This is a genomic window from Pseudomonas cremoris (genome assembly GCF_014230465.1).
In genome coordinates this window covers 640,557-659,903 of record NZ_JAAXCY010000003.1, presented here as the reverse complement: position 1 = coordinate 659,903, position 19,347 = coordinate 640,557, and the positions used below count along the sequence as shown (strand labels likewise).

Annotated in this window: 15 protein-coding genes; all 15 read right to left on the bottom strand. The window is 54.4% G+C overall.

Features of this window, described 5'->3' with window-relative positions; genetic code table 11:
* Position 1 precedes the first annotated feature (1 nt).
* The 15 genes from HF257_RS09780 to gyrA all read right to left on the bottom strand — a co-directional run bounded on the left by HF257_RS09780 (position 2) and on the right by gyrA (position 19,073).
* Positions 2-1,273: an oligosaccharide flippase family protein gene (locus tag HF257_RS09780; protein WP_185708729.1), complete on the bottom strand. Its 1,272-nt coding sequence runs from the start codon at positions 1,271-1,273 to the stop codon at positions 2-4.
* A complete protein-coding gene (locus HF257_RS09775) occupies positions 1,264-2,355 on the bottom strand; it encodes a DegT/DnrJ/EryC1/StrS family aminotransferase (protein WP_185708728.1) in 1,092 nt (363 codons plus the stop codon). The genes HF257_RS09780 and HF257_RS09775 overlap by 10 nt, the downstream gene beginning before the upstream one ends.
* Complete coding sequence (gene wbpD / locus HF257_RS09770; RefSeq protein ID WP_185708727.1) at positions 2,348-2,938, bottom strand: UDP-2-acetamido-3-amino-2,3-dideoxy-D-glucuronate N-acetyltransferase; 591 nt, start codon at positions 2,936-2,938, stop codon at positions 2,348-2,350. The genes HF257_RS09775 and wbpD overlap by 8 nt, the downstream gene beginning before the upstream one ends.
* A gap of 464 nt (positions 2,939-3,402) precedes the next feature.
* Complete coding sequence (gene wbpB / locus HF257_RS09765; protein ID WP_185708726.1) at positions 3,403-4,353, bottom strand: UDP-N-acetyl-2-amino-2-deoxy-D-glucuronate oxidase; 951 nt, start codon at positions 4,351-4,353, stop codon at positions 3,403-3,405.
* 77 nt (positions 4,354-4,430) lie between these two features.
* Positions 4,431-5,744, bottom strand: coding sequence for a UDP-N-acetyl-D-glucosamine 6-dehydrogenase (gene wbpA / locus HF257_RS09760; protein ID WP_185708725.1), 1,314 nt, complete (start codon positions 5,742-5,744; stop codon positions 4,431-4,433).
* Between the two features lie 1,387 nt (positions 5,745-7,131).
* Positions 7,132-7,365, bottom strand: a complete 234-nt coding sequence (locus tag HF257_RS09755) for a lipopolysaccharide assembly protein LapA domain-containing protein (RefSeq protein WP_185708724.1) — start codon at positions 7,363-7,365, stop codon at positions 7,132-7,134.
* A 24-nt stretch (positions 7,366-7,389) separates the two neighbouring features.
* Entirely contained in the window at positions 7,390-7,686 is a 297-nt protein-coding gene (gene ihfB / locus HF257_RS09750; RefSeq protein ID WP_003218804.1) for an integration host factor subunit beta, read from the bottom strand.
* A 132-nt stretch (positions 7,687-7,818) separates the two neighbouring features.
* Positions 7,819-8,103 (bottom strand): hypothetical protein, encoded by a 285-nt coding sequence (locus tag HF257_RS09745; protein WP_185708723.1) that lies wholly within the window; start codon positions 8,101-8,103, stop codon positions 7,819-7,821.
* 161 nt (positions 8,104-8,264) lie between these two features.
* The gene (rpsA, locus tag HF257_RS09740) at positions 8,265-9,959 is read right to left on the bottom strand and encodes a 30S ribosomal protein S1 (RefSeq protein ID WP_071483562.1); all 1,695 of its coding nucleotides are present in this window, start codon (positions 9,957-9,959) and stop codon (positions 8,265-8,267) included.
* Between the two features lie 120 nt (positions 9,960-10,079).
* Positions 10,080-10,769, bottom strand: coding sequence for a (d)CMP kinase (gene cmk, locus HF257_RS09735; RefSeq protein ID WP_003172653.1), 690 nt, complete (start codon positions 10,767-10,769; stop codon positions 10,080-10,082).
* Positions 10,766-12,976: a bifunctional prephenate dehydrogenase/3-phosphoshikimate 1-carboxyvinyltransferase gene (locus HF257_RS09730; RefSeq protein ID WP_233081487.1), complete on the bottom strand. Its 2,211-nt coding sequence runs from the start codon at positions 12,974-12,976 to the stop codon at positions 10,766-10,768. Before HF257_RS09730 ends, cmk begins: the two co-directional genes overlap by 4 nt.
* A 28-nt stretch (positions 12,977-13,004) precedes the next feature.
* Complete coding sequence (hisC, locus tag HF257_RS09725) at positions 13,005-14,117, bottom strand: histidinol-phosphate transaminase (protein WP_185708721.1); 1,113 nt, start codon at positions 14,115-14,117, stop codon at positions 13,005-13,007.
* 9 nt (positions 14,118-14,126) lie between these two features.
* Positions 14,127-15,221, bottom strand: a complete 1,095-nt coding sequence (gene pheA / locus HF257_RS09720; protein WP_034096534.1) for a prephenate dehydratase — start codon at positions 15,219-15,221, stop codon at positions 14,127-14,129.
* Positions 15,221-16,306, bottom strand: a complete 1,086-nt coding sequence (gene serC / locus HF257_RS09715; RefSeq protein ID WP_185708720.1) for a 3-phosphoserine/phosphohydroxythreonine transaminase — start codon at positions 16,304-16,306, stop codon at positions 15,221-15,223. The genes pheA and serC overlap by 1 nt, the downstream gene beginning before the upstream one ends.
* 112 nt (positions 16,307-16,418) lie before the next feature.
* Positions 16,419-19,073 carry a DNA gyrase subunit A gene (gene gyrA, locus HF257_RS09710; RefSeq protein WP_185708719.1) on the bottom strand — a complete coding sequence of 885 codons (2,655 nt, stop codon included), beginning with the start codon at positions 19,071-19,073 and terminating at the stop codon, positions 16,419-16,421.
* Positions 19,074-19,347 lie beyond the last annotated feature (274 nt).

Below are 19,347 nucleotides of genomic sequence, written 5' to 3'. Positions count from 1 at the left end.
CTCACCTAGATCCCCCAGACAGTTTGAACGACACGAATCCATTGACGGCGTACATACAAGTATATGCCGCACTAAACAAGTATAGCCCAAGAATCAAACTATCAAAAAAATACCCTACCCCAAAAACAATCAACACCGACGCGAATAGTGATATTTGCCAAAGTAGATCAATTTTTTGTCTTTGCGCTATCATAAACATAGAGCTTAAAGGGCTAGTAATAAATTGTACAAAGAACATCGGAATAAGAATCTGGGCATACTCCCCCGACGCTCTCCATGCCTCCCCAAACACGAGGGCAAAGAAGCCTGGCGCCACAAAAAAAAACATGCAGAAGGGTATAACCGCCACGGACAACAGACGAAAAAAAGTTTTCTTGTATATCTCTCGACAACTACCAGTTCGACTGTACGCTTCGCTTGCTTGCTGTCGAAATACATCACCAATGGCGCCGGCTACAATGCTCATAGGAGCCCCAATCACACGCTGAGTCAACATAAAATATCCGGCAGCGCCCGCTCCAAAAATCGAACCCAACAGCATGACTGGCGATTGAAACGAAGCAATATTTAAACTATGAGCAATAACCAAAAATTTTGGAAAATCAATATAGCGCCTGGAAACCGATAATAACTTTGCTCCGCTCAATTTTTTAAAGCTAGATTGATCTATTCCCCGCACACTCCAAAGCAGCAAGCAAAAAGCAACCAATTGACCTACGACAGCACCTACTATAAGACCCAACATACCTCTTCCGGCATACCCAGCACCGACATGTACTGCCGACATCCCTGCGCTCTGCGCCATACGAGTAGAAGACATCCTACGGTAATAGCCTCTACGATTACTCCAGTAATTCAGGCTTTGGTAGCCAGCAGTCAAAACAACGCTCAACGGGATCCAATAGAGCCAGCGTCGGTATTCAACAATCTTCAAAATCCGGGCTATCTGCTCATTGAAAATAAGTATGACTACCAATATAGCCAGACTTACTAAGACACTTAAAGAAAAGGCTACAATTACCAGCGCAGCAGCATCACGGTCTTTTTTGGGCACCATGATGGCGAGTTCATATCTGCCGGTAGCCAAGATTGCCAGTACAGAAACAATAGCCAGATAAACAGCGAAAACTCCAAACTCACTCGGACTATAAAGCCGAGTGAGTATCGGGCTCACAGCGATAGGGATTGCTTGGGCCAACGTTGTGCCAGTCATGAGGGTCAGCACATTACGTGCAAATGCCCCCTTCGGTAGATATTTAGAGATCAACGCCATTCGCCTGCCAAAGCAGACACAACCGACAGTTGTTGCTCGTGTGTCAGGTAGGGATGCATGGGTAGGCTCACTACACACTTAGCAATTTTGTCACCTACAGGCAAATCAACGGATATATCCGCTACCGCGGGCTGTTGATTCACAGGAATAGGATAATGAACAACCGTTGGGATACCCTTTTCTTTGAGACTTAACTGCAAGTTGTCTCGGTTTTCAACGCATAAAGTGTACTGCGCATATACACTAGTATTGCCTTCAGCAATGAACGGTAAGCCTTCGACTCCCACTGCCCTCAGCAACCGTTCATAGTTTTCCGCAACGGCAGTACGAAGTGATATTTCTTCTTCAAAAATACTGAGCTTCTCTAAAAGAATAGCGGCTTGTATAGTATCCAACCGGCTATTTACTCCTACACGTACGTGATGGTAGCGACGATCTTGTCCATGCCGCGCTATCTGCCTCATGACGCTTGCCAGTTCCCCGTCATTGGTAAAGATTGCGCCACCATCCCCGTAGCACCCTAACGGCTTGCTGGGAAAGAAGCTGGTGCAGGCAACGTTGGATAAACCACAAGATCTACGCCCCTTATACGTAGCACCAAAGCTTTGCGCAGCATCCTCAATCACCGGAATACCATAACGCTGGGCGATCTCGTTAATCGCATCGAAGTCGGCACACTGCCCGTAAAGTGAAACTGGGATAATGGCCTTAGTCTTGGGTGTAATGGCGGCTTCTAGCTTTCCAGGATCAAGGTTATAAGTACGCGGATCTATGTCTACATAGACTGGCTTGGCACCCAAGAGAGCCACAGTTTCAGCGGTAGCAATGTAGGTAAATCCAGGGGTAATTACTTCATCCCCAGGCCCAATATTCATAGCCATTTGAACGATTTGAAGGGCGTCAGTACCATTAGCGCAGGTAATGCAATATTCCACCCCTACAAACTTCGCGAGCTGTGTCTCCAACTCCGAAACCTCTGGCCCAAGAATATACTGGCCGTGGTCCAGTACCTTTGCGATCGCTCGATCGATGTTGCTTTTGATGCGTGACTGCTGCTTCTTCAGATCGATAAATTCAATCATGGCCCACTTCCACCTTGTTAACGCGCTCGCCCGCTAACACATAGCGTGCCCTCGTATGAATGCAAATCGCCTCACCTGTACCATTGACTGGAAGGTCAAGCTGCTCGCCAAACTCACTCATCCAACCAATCTGGCGAGCCGGAACGCCAACCACCAACGCGTAGTCGGGCACATTTTTGTTGACAACAGCTCCGGCCCCCACAAACGAAAACGCACCAATCGTCACACCACATACGATCGTGCAATTCGCGCCTAACGTCGCTCCCTTTTTTACGAGAGTGTCTCGATACTCACTTTTTCTTTCAACCAGTGATCGTGGATTATAAACGTTGGTGAACACCATGCTCGGTCCACAAAAGACGCCTTCCTCCAACGTAACGTTATCGTAGACAGAAACATTATTTTGGATCTTGCAGTGGTTGCCGATTATAACTTTGTTTCCGACAAACACGTTCTGCCCTAACGACACCCCTTCACCAATGCGCGCACCCGCGCAAACATGGACAAAATGCCAAATTCTTGACGAGTCACCGATCTGGGCGCCAGGATCGATAATGGCGGAAGGGTGTTGATAGTGCGGCATAGATAACACCTGATGGTCATTTACGATTGGAGACGAGCAATTCTTTTTAATCGAGCTACGAACTGGGCGCAATCAAGGGACCCAGCCTCACTCAGAAAGCGGCTAACTAAACAGAGCAATTTACCATCGAAAAAGGAGTTTTCGCAAAAAAAAGGTATGGGACAAAGCTGGAATTCAATGGCCCTAGCACGTACTGGCAGCGATCCAACACCTTTGCAACCGAATTTTCCTGACCTTTTCTGAATTTGTCCGGATAGCCGAGTGCATTGAAGATCAAAATATGAACAAAGGCCACATCAGACAGTTCTGTATAACGAAGGGCAAAATCCTTAATTACGAGCAGTCTATATCTCAAATTATCGAGCTATCGAATCGTTGAAAGTGCTCGTGATATTCATTCACGCGTTTTTGAAAATACAGAGTTATAAATGGCGGTCATCAACGACCGCCCAATGAATGCACAGTTAGCGAATTAAACTTGCAAGTGCCGAATGGCCCTCTCCAAGTGAAGCAGGAACCACTTTTGCGGCACGAATATCTTCGACCGTTTTCACACAATGCCGGGCATCTTCAATTCCATAACCCCGCCCTGCCAAAATTTCCTGATAGCTTGTGGTATGCAGGTCTGTAAAACCTTCTGAGAACTCCATTTCCTCTCCGCTGACAGTAATGGAGCGATAGGTAGGCTTTTTTCCTTTTACCGAGGCAGGAAGATCGTTAGCATCTATAGACAAAAACCAACGCACTTTCGCTTTCTCGTACTCAAGATAGCCCGCTGCTTTGTGGTCGTCTGCAAAGTGCACTACATTGCGCTCTAAATTTCCAAAAATAAAATGCAGCATATCGTAAAAATGCACGCCGATATTAGTCGCCACACCAAACGATTTCCGCGGATCACCTTTCCAGCTTTCCATATACCACCGACCACGAGATGTTATATAGGTCAACTCGACTTCATATTTTTTGTCTGACGGACCTTTAGCGACTTTTTCCTTTAGATCCAAGATAGCCTGATGGTGGCGTAGCTGAAGAATATTGTAGACGCGTCGACCGGTTTCCTCTTCTACTTTGCGCAATTCATCTAGAATCTCACTAGTAGGCACCAGTGGTTTTTCGCAAATGACGTCGCACCCCATCCGCAAAGCAGCGGCTATGTGGGCGTGATGTAGGTAGTTTGGCGAACAGATCGAGACATAATCAAGGGCCGTTGCGGCATCGCGTTTTAAACGAAACGCGTGCTCTTGAAAACGCTCAAACTCGGTGAAGAATTCACTGTCCGGTGACAAGCTATCGATGATACCGACTGAATCATTAATATCGAATGCAGACGCAAGAACGTTACCGGTGTCCTTAATGGCACGCATGTGTCGCGGAGCTATATAGCCAGCAGCGCCAATTAGAGCAAAATTTTTCATTGGGTCAATTCCTTATGAAATGAGAGGTTTCCAGCCACTAACGCTTAAGTGGCTGGAAATGCACATCAAGCAAAAGATCAGGCCTTAATGATATGCGGCGCAGCCGTACGGTATTTCCCTCGACTGTCAACAATTAGTCGAGCGGAAGACTTGATTAACTCGTAGTCAAATTTGTCATGATCTGTAGCAAGTACAACAGCATCAAAACTTGCGAGATTCTCGCTCGTTAAAACTTCGCTACTAAGTGTGAAGTGATGCTCTCGCATCTTTGGGAATACTGGGACATGGGGGTCGCTATATGCGATCAAGCTCCCCTTAGCCTCTAACAGCTCCATTATTTCGACCGAGGGCGACTCACGCATATCGTCTACGTTCTTTTTGTAGGCGATACCCAATACCAAGACCCTGCTCCCCTTCAGCGCCTTGCCATGCTCATTGAGGCCATCTACCAGCTTGCTGACCACGTACTCGGGCATTGCTTGATTGACTTCGCCGGACAACTCAATGAATCGAGTATGCAAACCATACTCACGTGCCTTCCATGTTAAATAGAAGGGATCGATCGGAATGCAATGGCCGCCTAGGCCGGGCCCAGGGTAATAGGCAGTGAAGCCAAACGGTTTGGTGGCAGCTGCATCGACAACTTCAAAAATATCAATTCCCATGCGGTCAGCAACGATTTTCATCTCGTTGACCAAACCGATATTCACCGCGCGATGGATATTCTCCAGCAGCTTGGTCATCTCAGCCGCTTTAGTAGAACTGACCGGCACCACTTGATCAATTGCCTGCTCATATAGGGCCGTTCCAACCTCCAGGCAGGCTGGCGTATCACCCCCGATAATTTTAGGGATAGTACGTGTTTCAAAGTTTTGGTTACCCGGATCTTCTCGCTCAGGTGAATAGACCAAGAAAATATCTTGACCGACTATCAAGCCACCCTCTTGAACTCGGGGTAATAGCTCCTCTTCCGTAGTACCCGGATAAGTGGTGCTCTCTAACGAAATTACCTGACCCGCTCGTAGGTAGGGTTTAATCGCATCAGTCGTATCAATCACAAAGCTCATATCTGGTTCGCGATACTTGTTCAGCGGTGTCGGCACACACAGAATCAATGCGTCACATTCGGCAACGCGACGAAAGTCTTCGGTTGCCTCAAACCCGGATTTTCGCGCCTCAGAAATCCTGAGAGATGAAATATGCTCAATATAACTATCGCCTGCATTCAATTTTTCAACCTTAGTTGAATCTATATCTATACCCAGCACTCGAAAACCAATCGAGTTATACCGAAGCATTAAAGGCAATCCCACATAACCAAGACCAATAATCCCGATCAGTGCTTCCTTACTCTTGAACTTGGCAACACTGGCCTGTTTTTGCAGGTGCATCTCTAATACCCCAAATTAAACAATACAATTTCAACGTACTCATAGCTCTTCGCTCAGCAAGGGCTACGCCCTGCCCGAACGCGTCACGTGGTGGTTTTTGAATCCGGCTCCCGCCTGCTCTGGAGCAATAACTCTAGATGAAGAACGCCAGGCTACCACCCATGCGCCTAAGCAGCCTTACGAATTAAATCATAGCTTTGCCATGAATCTACATAAAAAATGTTAGGCCGCTCGTGATAAGCGGCCACGATCCCAAGGCGACTACGCGCCGTGACCGTCTAAAAGCGTCACTGAAGGCGACGAGACCTCGGCGCTTAACGGACATTCGGTCAAAAGGCCACGAATGACCGTTCATGATACGGAGGGTTATCGCCACTAGGGCTATCCACAGCGCCCACGCACGATTTCGGGTTGATTTGCTGCCCCTATACTTTGTCGATCCTCAGCAGCCTCAACCGACTCAAATCGAGATTGAGATTATTTAGACATAGCTGCTCAGCGTGCAAAGACCGACCTTCCATATTGCTCTGAAACTGCTTAATTCCTAGATATTTGGGTGATTCGACCACGAGACACGCGATCCTGTTTTTTGCTTCCTCCCCCCCTGTAAGTTTCGAAACAATCTAATACTGTAAAGACAATGAGGCGCTCCTATTCTCGAATTCCGCACCCATCGCGATTTGTATACTCAATCGATCCAGCCCGCCTTGCGGCAGTCCAATCATAGCTTTCACTTCATGCAGCCGCGCCAACTCAACGCCTCACACTTTCCAAAGCGTGCTCCTTGCGTAACCACACCCGCCACTTGAAATTTGTTACTCGAAATAAACTCTGCATTCTAATTGTTCTGATTACGGTAAACCGCGGCACACTGTACATTTAATACTTATAAACCACACACAGCACAAAATTAAAAATACGCGTTGATTAAAAAACTGCGAAACTTATCCCTTCCGACGTACTGCTCCAAGCGACACAACAAAAATAAATTAATAAACGCATGGACACAGATAAACGCGTACAAAAACAGGACGGAAAGCGTCATCGCGCACTAAAGTTTCTCTACAAAACCAGCGAGTGCAGAGGTAAGACGCGAGAATAATTTCTGTATCGGGTATAAACCATACCCTATCGAACTCTTCTATTAGTCATGCCATTTAGACCACGATAAAATTCTGATTGATACCATAAAAACCATCTCAGACAAGCTTCTAAGTGGCTAAACAATCAGCCTTCATCGAATAGGTTATGCGGGGAAGCGGATCAAAAACAACGCCATCACTGAGAACAAAAAAATAAGGGCCTCATCCCCTTCACATTATTATTTTTTCTTCATATGAACGTAACTCGGTATACATAACCCACTAATGACCCTCGGCCGCCACACCTAATGAAATTTTCGAAAACAGCTATCGCGCCACAGCAGAAGGCGAACAATAGGACCCGTAATAAGCCCAATAATTAGAGACAACACCATCAGAACAGAAACCGGCAACTTAAAAGTGGTCCATCCGAAAAACGAAAGGACTGCGCCTTGCTGATTTTCCAAAACAAAAGCCAGGATCGCCAAGACAACAATAGAGAGCACGATCACTACAACAACGCGCTTAACACCACGCATAGCATTCTCCTACCCCAAAGCCACTCAAACCCCCTCTTCCTCATCCTCATTCACCCGATCCCGCAACTCCTTCCCCGGCTTGAAATGAGGCACAAACTTCCCATCCAGACTCACCGACTGTCCAGTCTTGGGATTTCGCCCAACCCTAGGCGCACGGTAGTGCAGCGAAAAACTGCCAAACCCACGGATCTCAATCCGGTCGCCAGTCGCCAGGCACTGGGACATTTGTTCAAGCATGGTCTTGATAGCCAGCTCCACATCCTTGGATGAGAGCAGCCCTTGATGGGTGACAATTCGTTCGATCAACTCCGACTTCGTCATATTTTTCCCTTCTTTTTCAAGCAGCTAGGAAAAGCGCTTCGAAGGTTTTAGCATGACTTGATGAATTTGAACAGCCCACGGTGCAACTTATCTACTGGTTAGATGCATACGCCTGACACGTGCCTCAAACCCTCAATTACACATGACAAGCATGGTGCGGGTTACAGCGCCGGCAGGGTTCCAGCCGAAGAGGTAGTCGCCCTCTTCGTCCTTGGCGTCGCTGGATCGGGTGATCACCTTGTAGCCTTGCATCTTGCATTCACGGGCGGCACGGCTTTCGCACTTGTCCCAGTTATTGCCCAAGCCCGAGCAGTCGATCTCGATGCCGCTCACGCCGCGCTTGGCGTGGGTCTTAGCGCTGGTGGCGGCACAGCCTGCAAGCATTACCACGGCGATTACTACGATAAGCCTGTTCATTCAGATCCTTATTGAAGCTATAACACGAGCACTTGTTTTGTGAAGACTATAGTCAGTTCTGACACTGAGCTGCACACCTTGGTTCTCGGTTGTTGATTCAAGGAATTTCGGGCACAAAAAAGGGCGACCGAAGTCGCCCTTTTTCTATGGTCTGACAGAACTTAGTTCTGCTTTTCCATTTGTGCACGCAGCAGGTCGCCCAGAGTGGTAGGACCAGCAGCAATTTCAGAGGTAGCTGGCTTGTCGCGCAGGCTCTGGATTGCTTCTTTCTCTTCAGCATCATCTTTCGACTTGATGGAGAGCTGGATTACGCGGCTCTTGCGGTCAACGCTGATGATCTTGGCTTCTACTTCCTGGCCTTCTTTCAGAACGTTGCGCGCGTCTTCAACGCGGTCACGGCTGATTTCAGAGGCTTTCAGAGTCGCTTCGATATCGTCGGCCAGAGTGATGATGGCGCCTTTAGCGTCAACTTCTTTCACGATGCCCTTAACGATTGCGCCTTTGTCGTTGTCCTGAACGTATTCAGAGAACGGGTCGCTTTCCAGTTGCTTGATACCCAGGGAGATGCGCTCGCGCTCTGGGTCAACCGACAGGATAACGGTGTCCAGCTCGTCGCCCTTCTTGAAACGACGAACAGCTTCTTCGCCAACTTCGTTCCAGGAGATGTCGGACAGGTGAACCAGGCCGTCGATGCCGCCGTCCAGACCAATGAAGATACCGAAATCGGTGATCGACTTGATGGTGCCGGAGATTTTATCGCCCTTGTTGAACTGGCCAGAGAAATCTTCCCATGGGTTAGATTTGCACTGCTTGATGCCCAGGGAGATACGACGACGCTCTTCGTCGATGTCCAGAACCATAACTTCCACTTCGTCGCCGACTTGTACGACTTTCGAAGGGTGGATGTTTTTGTTGGTCCAGTCCATTTCGGAAACGTGTACCAGGCCTTCCACGCCTTCTTCCAGCTCTGCGAAGCAGCCGTAGTCGGTCAGGTTGGTAACACGCGCGGTTACGCGAGTGCTTTCTGGGTAACGGGCTTTGATAGCAACCCATGGATCTTCACCCAGTTGCTTCAGGCCCAGGGAAACACGGTTGCGTTCGCGATCGTATTTCAGAACCTTGACATCGATCTCGTCGCCAACGTTGACGATTTCCGATGGATGCTTGATACGCTTCCAAGCCATGTCGGTAATGTGCAGCAGGCCATCCACGCCACCCAGGTCGACGAATGCGCCGTAGTCGGTGAGGTTTTTGACGATACCTTTGACTTGCTGGCCTTCCTGCAGGGATTCCAGCAGAGCTTCACGCTCGGCGGAGTTCTCTGCTTCCAGGACGCTGCGACGGGAAACGACAACGTTGTTGCGCTTCTGGTCGAGTTTGATGACCTTGAATTCGAGTTCTTTGCCTTCCAGGTGCGTGGTGTCGCGCACTGGACGAACGTCGACCAAAGAACCTGGCAGGAACGCACGGATGCCGTTAACGTCGACAGTGAAGCCGCCTTTAACCTTACCGTTGATAACGCCCTTGACCACTTCTTCAGCTGCGAAGGCTGCTTCGAGAACAATCCAGCATTCAGCGCGCTTGGCTTTTTCACGGGACAGCTTGGTTTCACCGAAACCGTCTTCAACCGAGTCCAGAGCAACGTGAACTTCGTCACCGACATTGATAGTCAGGTCACCAGCATCGTTGTAGAACTGTTCCAGCGGGATCAGAGCTTCAGACTTCAGACCAGCGTGAACGGTTACCCAGCGAGCTTGGTAATCGATATCAACGATAACACCGGTGATGATGGAGCCTGCCTGAAGGTTCAGGGTTTTTAGGCTTTCTTCAAAGAGTTCCGCAAAGCTTTCGCTCATTTTAATTCCTGTTGATAAGGGCGAAGAATACGCCCATCTCCACACCCCAGACGGTGTGGGTCAGTTTCAGTTAAAAGAAGCCACCGCAGGACTATGACTGGTCCCCTGCGGCCTTCTTGATCACCCGGCGATATCGCGAATGGCGATTTCACTCAAGATGCGTTCCAGCACCTGCTCGATGGACAACTCCGTGGAATCCAGCTGTATGGCGTCAGCCGCCGGCTTGAGCGGGGCTACCGCACGCTGGGTATCACGCTCATCACGTGCACGGATCTCATCTAGCAGACTCGACAGACTAACACCATCGACTTTGCCCTTCAACTGCAAGTAGCGGCGGCGAGCACGCTCCTCGGCGCTGGCAGTCAGGAAAATCTTCAATGGCGCCTCGGGAAACACCACGGTGCCCATGTCTCGACCGTCAGCCACCAGGCCCGGCGGCTCTTGAAACGCTCGCTGACGCTGCAGCAAGGCGTCACGTACCGCCGGCAACGCGGCTACCTGAGAGGCCCAGGAACCGACTTGTTCGTTACGCAGGTCATCCGTCACATCGTCCCCTTCAAGGATGATTCGCTGGGGATGACCTTCCGTCGCGCCGACGAACTGCACATCAAGGTGCGCCGCCAGCAGCTTCAAGGATTCTTCATTGGTCAGGTCAACGCCATGATTGCGTGCGGCAAAAGCCAGCAAGCGGTACAGCGCGCCGGAATCCAGCAGACACCAGCCCAGGCGCTTGGCCAGGATGCCGGCGATCGTGCCTTTGCCCGAGCCGCTTGGCCCGTCGATGGTAATCACCGGTGCTTTGATATTCACAATTGAGCCTCTTGGGCAACACGGATGCCGACTTGGGCACACAGTGTAAGAAAATTCGGAAAAGACGTAGCAACATTGGCGCAGTCATGGATACGAATCGGCGCCGCTGCCCGCAGGGAAGCCACACTGAACGCCATGGCAATCCGATGATCGCCATGGGCATGGACTTCACCGCCACCCATCAGGCCGCCATCAATGATAAGCCCATCGGCGGTTGCTTCACACTTGACTCCCAGCGCCAGCAGACCATCGGCCATAACCTGGATACGATCGGATTCCTTCACGCGCAGCTCTTCGGCACCCCGCAACACGGTTCGCCCTTCGGCACAGGCCGCCGCGACGAACAGCACAGGAAACTCATCAATCGCCAACGGGACCAGAACCTCAGGAATCTCGATTCCCTTCAGTGCCGCCGCACGCACGCGCAGATCAGCCACCGGCTCACCGCCGACTTCGCGCTGGTTTCCCAAGGTGATATCCGCGCCCATCAGCCGCAGGATATCGATCACGCCGGTGCGCGTCGGGTTGATACCGACATGCTCCAGCAGCAACTCTGAACCCTCGGCGATCGAGGCAGCCACCAGGAAAAACGCCGCGGAGGAAATATCCCCTGGCACTTCAATATGGGTCGCCGTCAACGCATGGCCAGATTCCACCGACGCCGTAGCGCCCTCCACCACAACCGGATAACCAAACCCATGCAGCATGCGCTCAGTATGATCGCGGGTCGGTGCAGGCTCGGTCACCGCAGTCTCGCCCTCGGCATATAACCCGGCCAGCAACAGGGCGGATTTGACCTGGGCGCTGGCCATCGGCAACGCGTAGGTCAACCCCTTCAACGCCTGGCCACCACGAATGGTCAGCGGCGGACGCCCTTCCGGCCCCGTCTCGATCACGGCGCCCATTTCCCGCAGCGGCTTGGCCACGCGATTCATCGGGCGCTTGGACAACGACGCATCGCCGGTCAACACGCTGTCAAAACTCTGCGCCGCCAGCAGCCCGGAAAGCAAACGCATGGATGTACCGGAGTTACCGAGGTAAATCGGCCCCGGCGCCGCCTTCAAGCCATGCAAACCCACACCATGGATGGTCACGCGGCCGTGATGCGGCCCCTCGATCACCACACCCATGTCGCGAAATGCCTGCAAGGTCGCCAGGGCATCCTCACCCTCAAGGAAACCTTCAACCTCGGTTACGCCGTCAGCCAATGAACCCAGCATGATCGAGCGATGAGAGATCGACTTATCACCCGGCACCCGGATACGCCCGCTCAAGCGGCCACCCGGGTTGGCGAGGAAGGTCAGCTCATCAGCGTTCACTGCTGTTTCCATGTAGGCCCGGCGCGCCAGGATCTTGCTGAAATGCTCACGCGCGACCCGCGCACGGGTAAACACGCCCAATAATTGGTGACCATCCCCGGCATCGACCGCGTCGCGCAAGGCGTCAAGGTCACTGCGGAAGGTGTCCAAGGTGCGCAACACTGCCTCACGATTGGCGAGGAAGATGTCGTGCCACATCACCGGGTCGCTGCCAGCAATCCGCGTGAAATCGCGGAACCCACCGGCGGCGTAACGGAATATCTCGAGGTTCTCGTTGCGCTTGGCCAAGGAGTCCACCAGGCCAAATGCCAGCAGGTGTGGCAAATGGCTGGTCGCCGCCAACACTTCATCGTGGCGCTCAACCTGCATATGCTCGACATCCGCGCCCAACGCGCGCCAAAGGCGATCCACCACCGCCAGCGCAGCCGGATCGGTCTGTTCCAAAGGCGTGAGAATCACTTTATGACGACGGAACAGTTGCGCGTTGGAGGCTTCCACCCCGCTCTGCTCGGAACCGGCAATCGGATGACCCGGCACAAAACGCGCAGGCATGCCGCCAAAAGCCAGTTGCGCCGCGCGCACCACATTGCCCTTGGCACTGCCGACGTCCGTGAGGATCGCCTGCCCCAGATCCATACGGGCCAACAACGCCAGCAATTTCTCCATCGCCAGAATCGGCACCGCGAGCTGGATCACATCAGCGCCCTGGCACGCGAGCGCCAGGTCTGCTTCGCAGCGATCCACTACCCCCAATTCAACCGCCAACTTGCGCGATTGCGGGTCCAGGTCCACACCGACCACCTCGCCACACAACCCGCTTTCACGCAGGCCTTTGGCGAAGGAGCCGCCGATCAACCCCAGACCGACCACTACCAGGCGACCGATCATAGGCACAGCAGGTTGCAATGCAGTGACATCAACCACGAGCCAGAACCTTGGCCAGCGCCTCCAGGAAGCGCGCGTTCTCGGCCGGCAAGCCGATGGTGATACGCAGGTGGTTCGGCATGCCGTAGTTGGCTACCGGACGCACGATCACACCTTCGCGCAGCAGGCCCTGGAACACCGGCGCCGCCACTTGGCCAAGGTCGACACAGATGAAGTTGCCCTTGGACGGAATCCAGCCCAGGCCCAACTCACGGAAACCTTCCTGCAGTTGCAGCATGCCGCTTTCATTGAGACGACGACCTTCTTCAAGGTATTCAGCATCTTTCACCGCTGCACAGGCCGCCGCCAAGGCGAGGCTGTTGACGTTGAAAGGTTGGCGTACACGGTTCAGCACATCGGCGACGACGGCTGTGGACAGGCCGTAACCCACCCGCAGCGAAGCCAGGCCATAGGCCTTGGAGAACGTGCGCGATACCAGCAGGTTCGGATAGGCCGCCAGGAAGTCCAGGCCATCTGGCAGGTCGCTGCCTTCGGCGTACTCGATGTAGGCCTCGTCCAGCACCACCAGCACGTGCTCAGGCACGTCCTGCAGGAAGTCGTCCAATGCTTGCGCATCGAACCAGGTGCCGGTTGGGTTGTTCGGGTTGGCGATAAACACCACGCGGGTCTGGGCATCGATCGCAGCCAGCATGGCCGGCAGGTCGTGACCCCAGTCCTTGGCTGGAATGACGCGCGCATCGGCACCGACAGCCTGAGTGACAATCGGATACACCGCGAACGCGTGCTCGCTGAACACGGCGTTCAAGCCAGGCGCCAGGTAAGCGCGACCGACCAATTCAAGAATGTCGTTGGAGCCGTTACCCAGGGTGACCTGGTTCAGCTCGACCCGGCATTTCTCCGCCAGCAGCGACTTGAGGGCGAAGCCGTTGCCATCAGGATATCGGGTCAACTCGGCCAACTCTTCACGAATCGCCGCCAGCACTTTAGGGCTCGGGCCCAGCGGATTCTCGTTGCTCGCCAATTTGACGATCTTGGACGGATCCAGATTCAACTCACGCGCCAACTCGTCCACAGGCTTACCCGGAACGTAAGGCGACAGTTGTTGCACGCCCGGCTGCGCCAGGGCGAGGAAGTTGCCACTCATGTTAAAGCCTCACAAAACCGCTTTCGGGTAAGAGCCCAGCACCTTGAGTGCCACGGCTTCCTGACTGATTTTCTCGAGCACACCCTTGACCAGCGGGTCGCGGTGATGGCCGACGAAGTCGATAAAGAACACGTAAGTCCATTTACCGCTGCGCGAAGGACGAGTCTCGATGCGCGTCAGGTCAATCCCGTTATCGTGGAACGGCACCAGCAGCTCATGCAGCGCACCGGGCTTGTTGCTCATGGAAACGATGATCGAGGTCTTGTCGTCGCCGGTCGGCGGCACTTCCTGGTTACCGATCATCAGGAAGCGCGTGGAGTTGTCCGGGCGGTCCTCGATTTTCTCGGCCAGGCGCGTCAGGCCATAAAGGCCTGCTGCCATATCACCGGCGATGGCCGCCGAGTTCCACTCACCCTTGACCCGCTTCGCCGCTTCGGCGTTGCTGGAAACCGCCACACGCTCGACGTTCGGGTAATGGGCGTCCAGCCACTTGCGGCACTGGGCCAGGGACTGGGCGTGGGAATAGATACGGCTGATGCTGTCGGTCTTGGTGTTCTCGCCCACCAGCAGGTGGTGGTGAATACGCAGTTCGACTTCGCCGCAGATCACCATGTCGTGCTCGAGGAAGCTGTCCAGGGTGTGGTTGACCGCACCTTCGGTGGAGTTTTCCACCGGGACCACGCCAAAGTTCACCGCACCGGCAGCCACTTCACGGAACACCTCATCAATGGCCGCCATCGGCTTGCTGATCACGGCGTGACCAAAGTGCTTCATGGCGGCTGCTTGGGTGAAGGTGCCTTCCGGACCGAGGTACGCCACTTTCAGCGGCTGCTCCAGGGCCAGGCACGACGACATGATTTCACGGAACAACCGCGCCATCTCTTCGTTGCCCAACGGGCCCTTGTTGCGCTCCATTACGCGCTTGAGCACCTGGGCCTCACGCTCAGGTCGGTAGAACACCGGCACTTCGCCTTCTGCCAAGGACGCCATCTTCACCCGCGCCACTTCCTGGGCACAGCGTGCGCGCTCGCTGATCAGCTCCAGGACTTTCTCGTCCAGGCTGTCAATGCGCACCCGCAGGGCCTTGAGTTCTTGCTCAGACATTAGCCGTGTTCCTTTTCGAACTCTGCCATGTAGGCAACCAGCGCGTTGATGGCGTGGATGTCGACGGCGTTGTAGATGGAGGCGCGCATGCCACCGACCGAACGGTGACCCTTGAGGTTCAGCAGGCCGCGCGCGTCGGCACCGGCCAGGAATGGCTTGTCCAGGCGGTCATCAGCCAGACGGAATGGCACGTTCATCCACGAGCGGTCGGTCAGGTTGATCGGGTTGCTGTACAGGCCGCTGGCGTCGATGAAGTCGTACAGGGTGCGCTTCTTCTCTTCGTTCAGCTTGCCCATGGCGGCGACACCGCCCTGCTCTTTCAGCCACTCGAACACCAGGCCAGACAGGTACCAGGCGAAGGCCGGCGGAGTGTTGTACATCGAGCCGTTATCGGCCGCGACCTTGTAGTTGAGCATGGTCGGGCACAGCGAACGGGCGCGCCCCAGCAGGTCTTCGCGGATGATGTTGACCAGGATGCCGCTCGGGCCGATGTTCTTCTGGGCGCCGGCGTAGATCATGCCGTACTTGGATACATCGATTGGGCGCGAGAGGATGTCCGAAGACATGTCGCACACCAGCGGAACGTCGCCCACTTCTGGCACCCAGTCGAACTCCAGGCCGCCGATGGTCTCGTTCTGCACGTAGTGAACGTAGGCCGCGTCCTTCGAGAGTTTCCACTCGTTCTGACCAGGAATGGCGAAGTAGTCGTAAGGCTTGGCAGTGCCTGCCACATTGACGTTACCGTAACGGGAGGCCTCTTCAATGGCCTTCTGACCCCAGATACCGGTGTCGATGTAGTCGGCAGTGCCATCTTCCGGCAGCAGGTTCAACGGAATCTGGGCGAACTGCTGGCTGGCGCCGCCTTGCAGGAACAGCACTTTGTAGTTGGAAGGGATGTCCAGCAAGTCACGCAGATCCTGCTCGGCCTTGGTGGCAATGGACACGAACTCATCGCTGCGATGGCTCATTTCCATCACGGAGAGGCCTTTTCCATGCCAGTCGAGGAGTTCACCCTGCGCACGCTGCAGGACTGCTTCAGGAAGCGCCGCGGGACCGGCACAGAAGTTATAGGCTCTCTTGCTCACATCCAATCTCACTCTAGATCTGGTGGGGTGGTGCAATAAACAGGTATTTCAATGTTTTCAGAAGGGACAAACAACAAGGGGGCGAATCTTCATCCGCCCCCTGTGTGTCCGCTTATTCCTGCGGTTCTTCTTCGTCTGCGGCAGCGTCGAGGGTTGGCTCGTCGACGTTGTCATCGCCTGCCGCGATCACCTCGCCTTCAAACGCTTCACCTTCCAGCTCCTCGCCTTCGACTTCCGATGGTTCCTGGACGCGCTCCAGGCCTACCAACGTCTCGTCACTGGCCAGCTTGATCAAGGTCACGCCCTGGGTGTTACGACCCAGGCTCGACACTTCATCCACACGGGTACGTACCAGGGTGCCCTGGTCGGAAATCAGCATGATCTCCTCGCCATCGAGCACCTGGACCGCGCCGACCAGACGGCCATTGCGATCGTTGCTGACCATGGCAATAACGCCTTGGCCGCCACGCTTGTACTCCGGGAACTCGCTGATAGCAGTACGCTTGCCGTAACCACGCGCCGAAGCGGTGAGGATCTGGCTGCCTTCTTCCGGGATCAGCATCGAAATCAGCTTCTGCCCTTCTGGCAGGCGCATGCCGCGCACACCGCGGGCGGTACGGCCCATGGCGCGAACGTCGGATTCCTTGAAGCGCGTTACCTTGCCGCCGTCGGAGAACAGCATGACTTCACGCTCGCCATCGGTAATGGCGGCCGAAATCAGCACGTCGCCTTCGTCCAGTTCCAGGGCGATCAGGCCCACGCTGCGCTGACGGCTGAAGGATTCCAGCGGGGTCTTCTTCACGGTGCCTTTGGCGGTGGCCATGAAGATGAAGTGACCCTCGGTGTATTCCTCGACCGGCAGCATTGTGGTGATGTATTCATCACTGTCCAGCGGCAGCAGGTTGACCAGCGGACGACCACGGGCAGCACGGGAGGCTTCCGGGATTTCGTAAGTCTTGAGCCAGTACACCTTGCCCTTGCTGGAGAACAGCAGCAGCGTGGTATGGCTGTTGGCGACCAGCAGGTGAGCGATGTAGTCCTCATCCTTCACGCCGGTAGCCGATTTACCTTTACCGCCACGACGCTGGGCCTGGTACGCAGCCAGCGGCTGGGTCTTGGCGTAGCCACCGTGGGAAATGGTCACGACGCGCTCTTCTTCCGGGATCATGTCACCCAGCGTCAGGTCGAGACGGGCATCAAGGATCTCGGTGCGACGCACATCGCCGTATTCGGCGCGGATCACTTCCAGTTCTTCGCGGATCACTTCCATCAGGCGCACAGCGCTGCTGAGGATACGGATCAGCTCACCGATCTGGTTGAGGATTTCCTGGTACTCGGCCAGCAGCTTCTCGTGTTCCAGACCGGTCAGGCGGTGCAAGCGCAGTTCCAGGATGGCCTGGGCCTGTTCCGGCGACAGGAAGTACTTGCCTTCACGCAGGCCGTATTGCGGGTCCAGGGTCTCTGGACGGCACGAGTCGGCACCGGCACGTTCAACCATGGCCACCACGGCGCTGGATTCCCAAGGCGTGCTGATCAGCGCTTCCTTGGCTTCCGACGGGGTTGGCGAGGCCTTGATCAAAGCGATTACCGGGTCGATGTTCGACAGCGCAACAGCCTGGCCTTCCAGGATGTGGCCGCGCTCGCGAGCTTTGCGCAGCTCGAACACAGTACGACGGGTCACTACTTCGCGGCGGTGACGCACGAAGGCTTCCAGCAGATCCTTGAGGTTCAGGATGCGCGGACGACCGTCGATCAGTGCAACCACGTTGATACCAAACACGCTTTGCAGCTGGGTCTGGGCATAGAGGTTGTTGAGGATCACCTCAGGCACTTCGCCACGACGCAGCTCGATCACCACGCGCATACCGTCTTTGTCGGACTCGTCGCGCAGTTCGGTGATGCCTTCCAGCTTCTTCTCTTTAACCAGCTCGGCGATCTTCTCGATCAAACGCGCCTTGTTCAGCTGGTACGGGAGTTCGGTGATAACGATTTGCTGGCGACCACCGACCTTGTCGATGTCTTCGATCATCGAGCGGGCGCGCATGTAAATGCGGCCGCGACCGGTGCGGTAGGCTTCGATGATACCGGCGCGACCGTTGATGATTGCGGCGGTCGGGAAGTCCGGGCCGGGGATGTATTGCATCAGCTCATCGACGGTCAGCTCAGGGTTGTCGATGAGGGCCAGGCAACCGTCGATGACTTCACCGAGGTTGTGCGGCGGGATGTTGGTGGCCATGCCCACGGCGATACCGCTGGAGCCGTTGACCAGCAGGTTGGGAATCTTGGTGGGCATGACAGCCGGGATCATTTCGGTGCCGTCGTAGTTCGGCACCCAGTCCACGGTTTCTTTATGCAGGTCGGCCAGCAGCTCGTGCGCCAGCTTGGTCATGCGCACCTCGGTGTATCGCATGGCCGCGGCGTTGTCGCCGTCGACCGAACCGAAGTTGCCCTGGCCGTCTACCAGCAGGTAGCGCAGGGAAAACGGCTGGGCCATCCGAACGATGGTGTCGTACACCGCAGTGTCGCCGTGAGGGTGATACTTACCGATCACGTCACCGACAACACGGGCAGATTTCTTGTACGGCTTGTTCCAGTCGTTACCCAGCTCGCTCATCGCGAACAGCACACGCCGGTGCACGGGCTTCAAGCCATCGCGCGCATCAGGCAGTGCCCGACCGACAATTACGCTCATCGCGTAGTCGAGGTAGGACTGTTTCAGCTCGTCTTCGATATTGACCGGGAGGATTTCTTTGGCCAGTTCGCCCATGAGAAGCCTGATTCCTTTTTCGGGTGAAACCTCGTCACATCCATATGGGACGAACGAAGCTCGCCGCTGCCGGCACGGTGCCTGACAACGACTTACGACAAATCAACGAGTTATGACACGGATCTGCGCGTTATAGGCAACCCCTCGGGGCGGCCCTGGAAACCGCCGGATGTTATCACAATCGCCGCCACGCACCTATCCCCCTGATGCGCATGGAGCATAGTTAGTTGACGGGTGACAGGCTTGAGGGGGACGAGAGGGGCTTAGAGAAGGA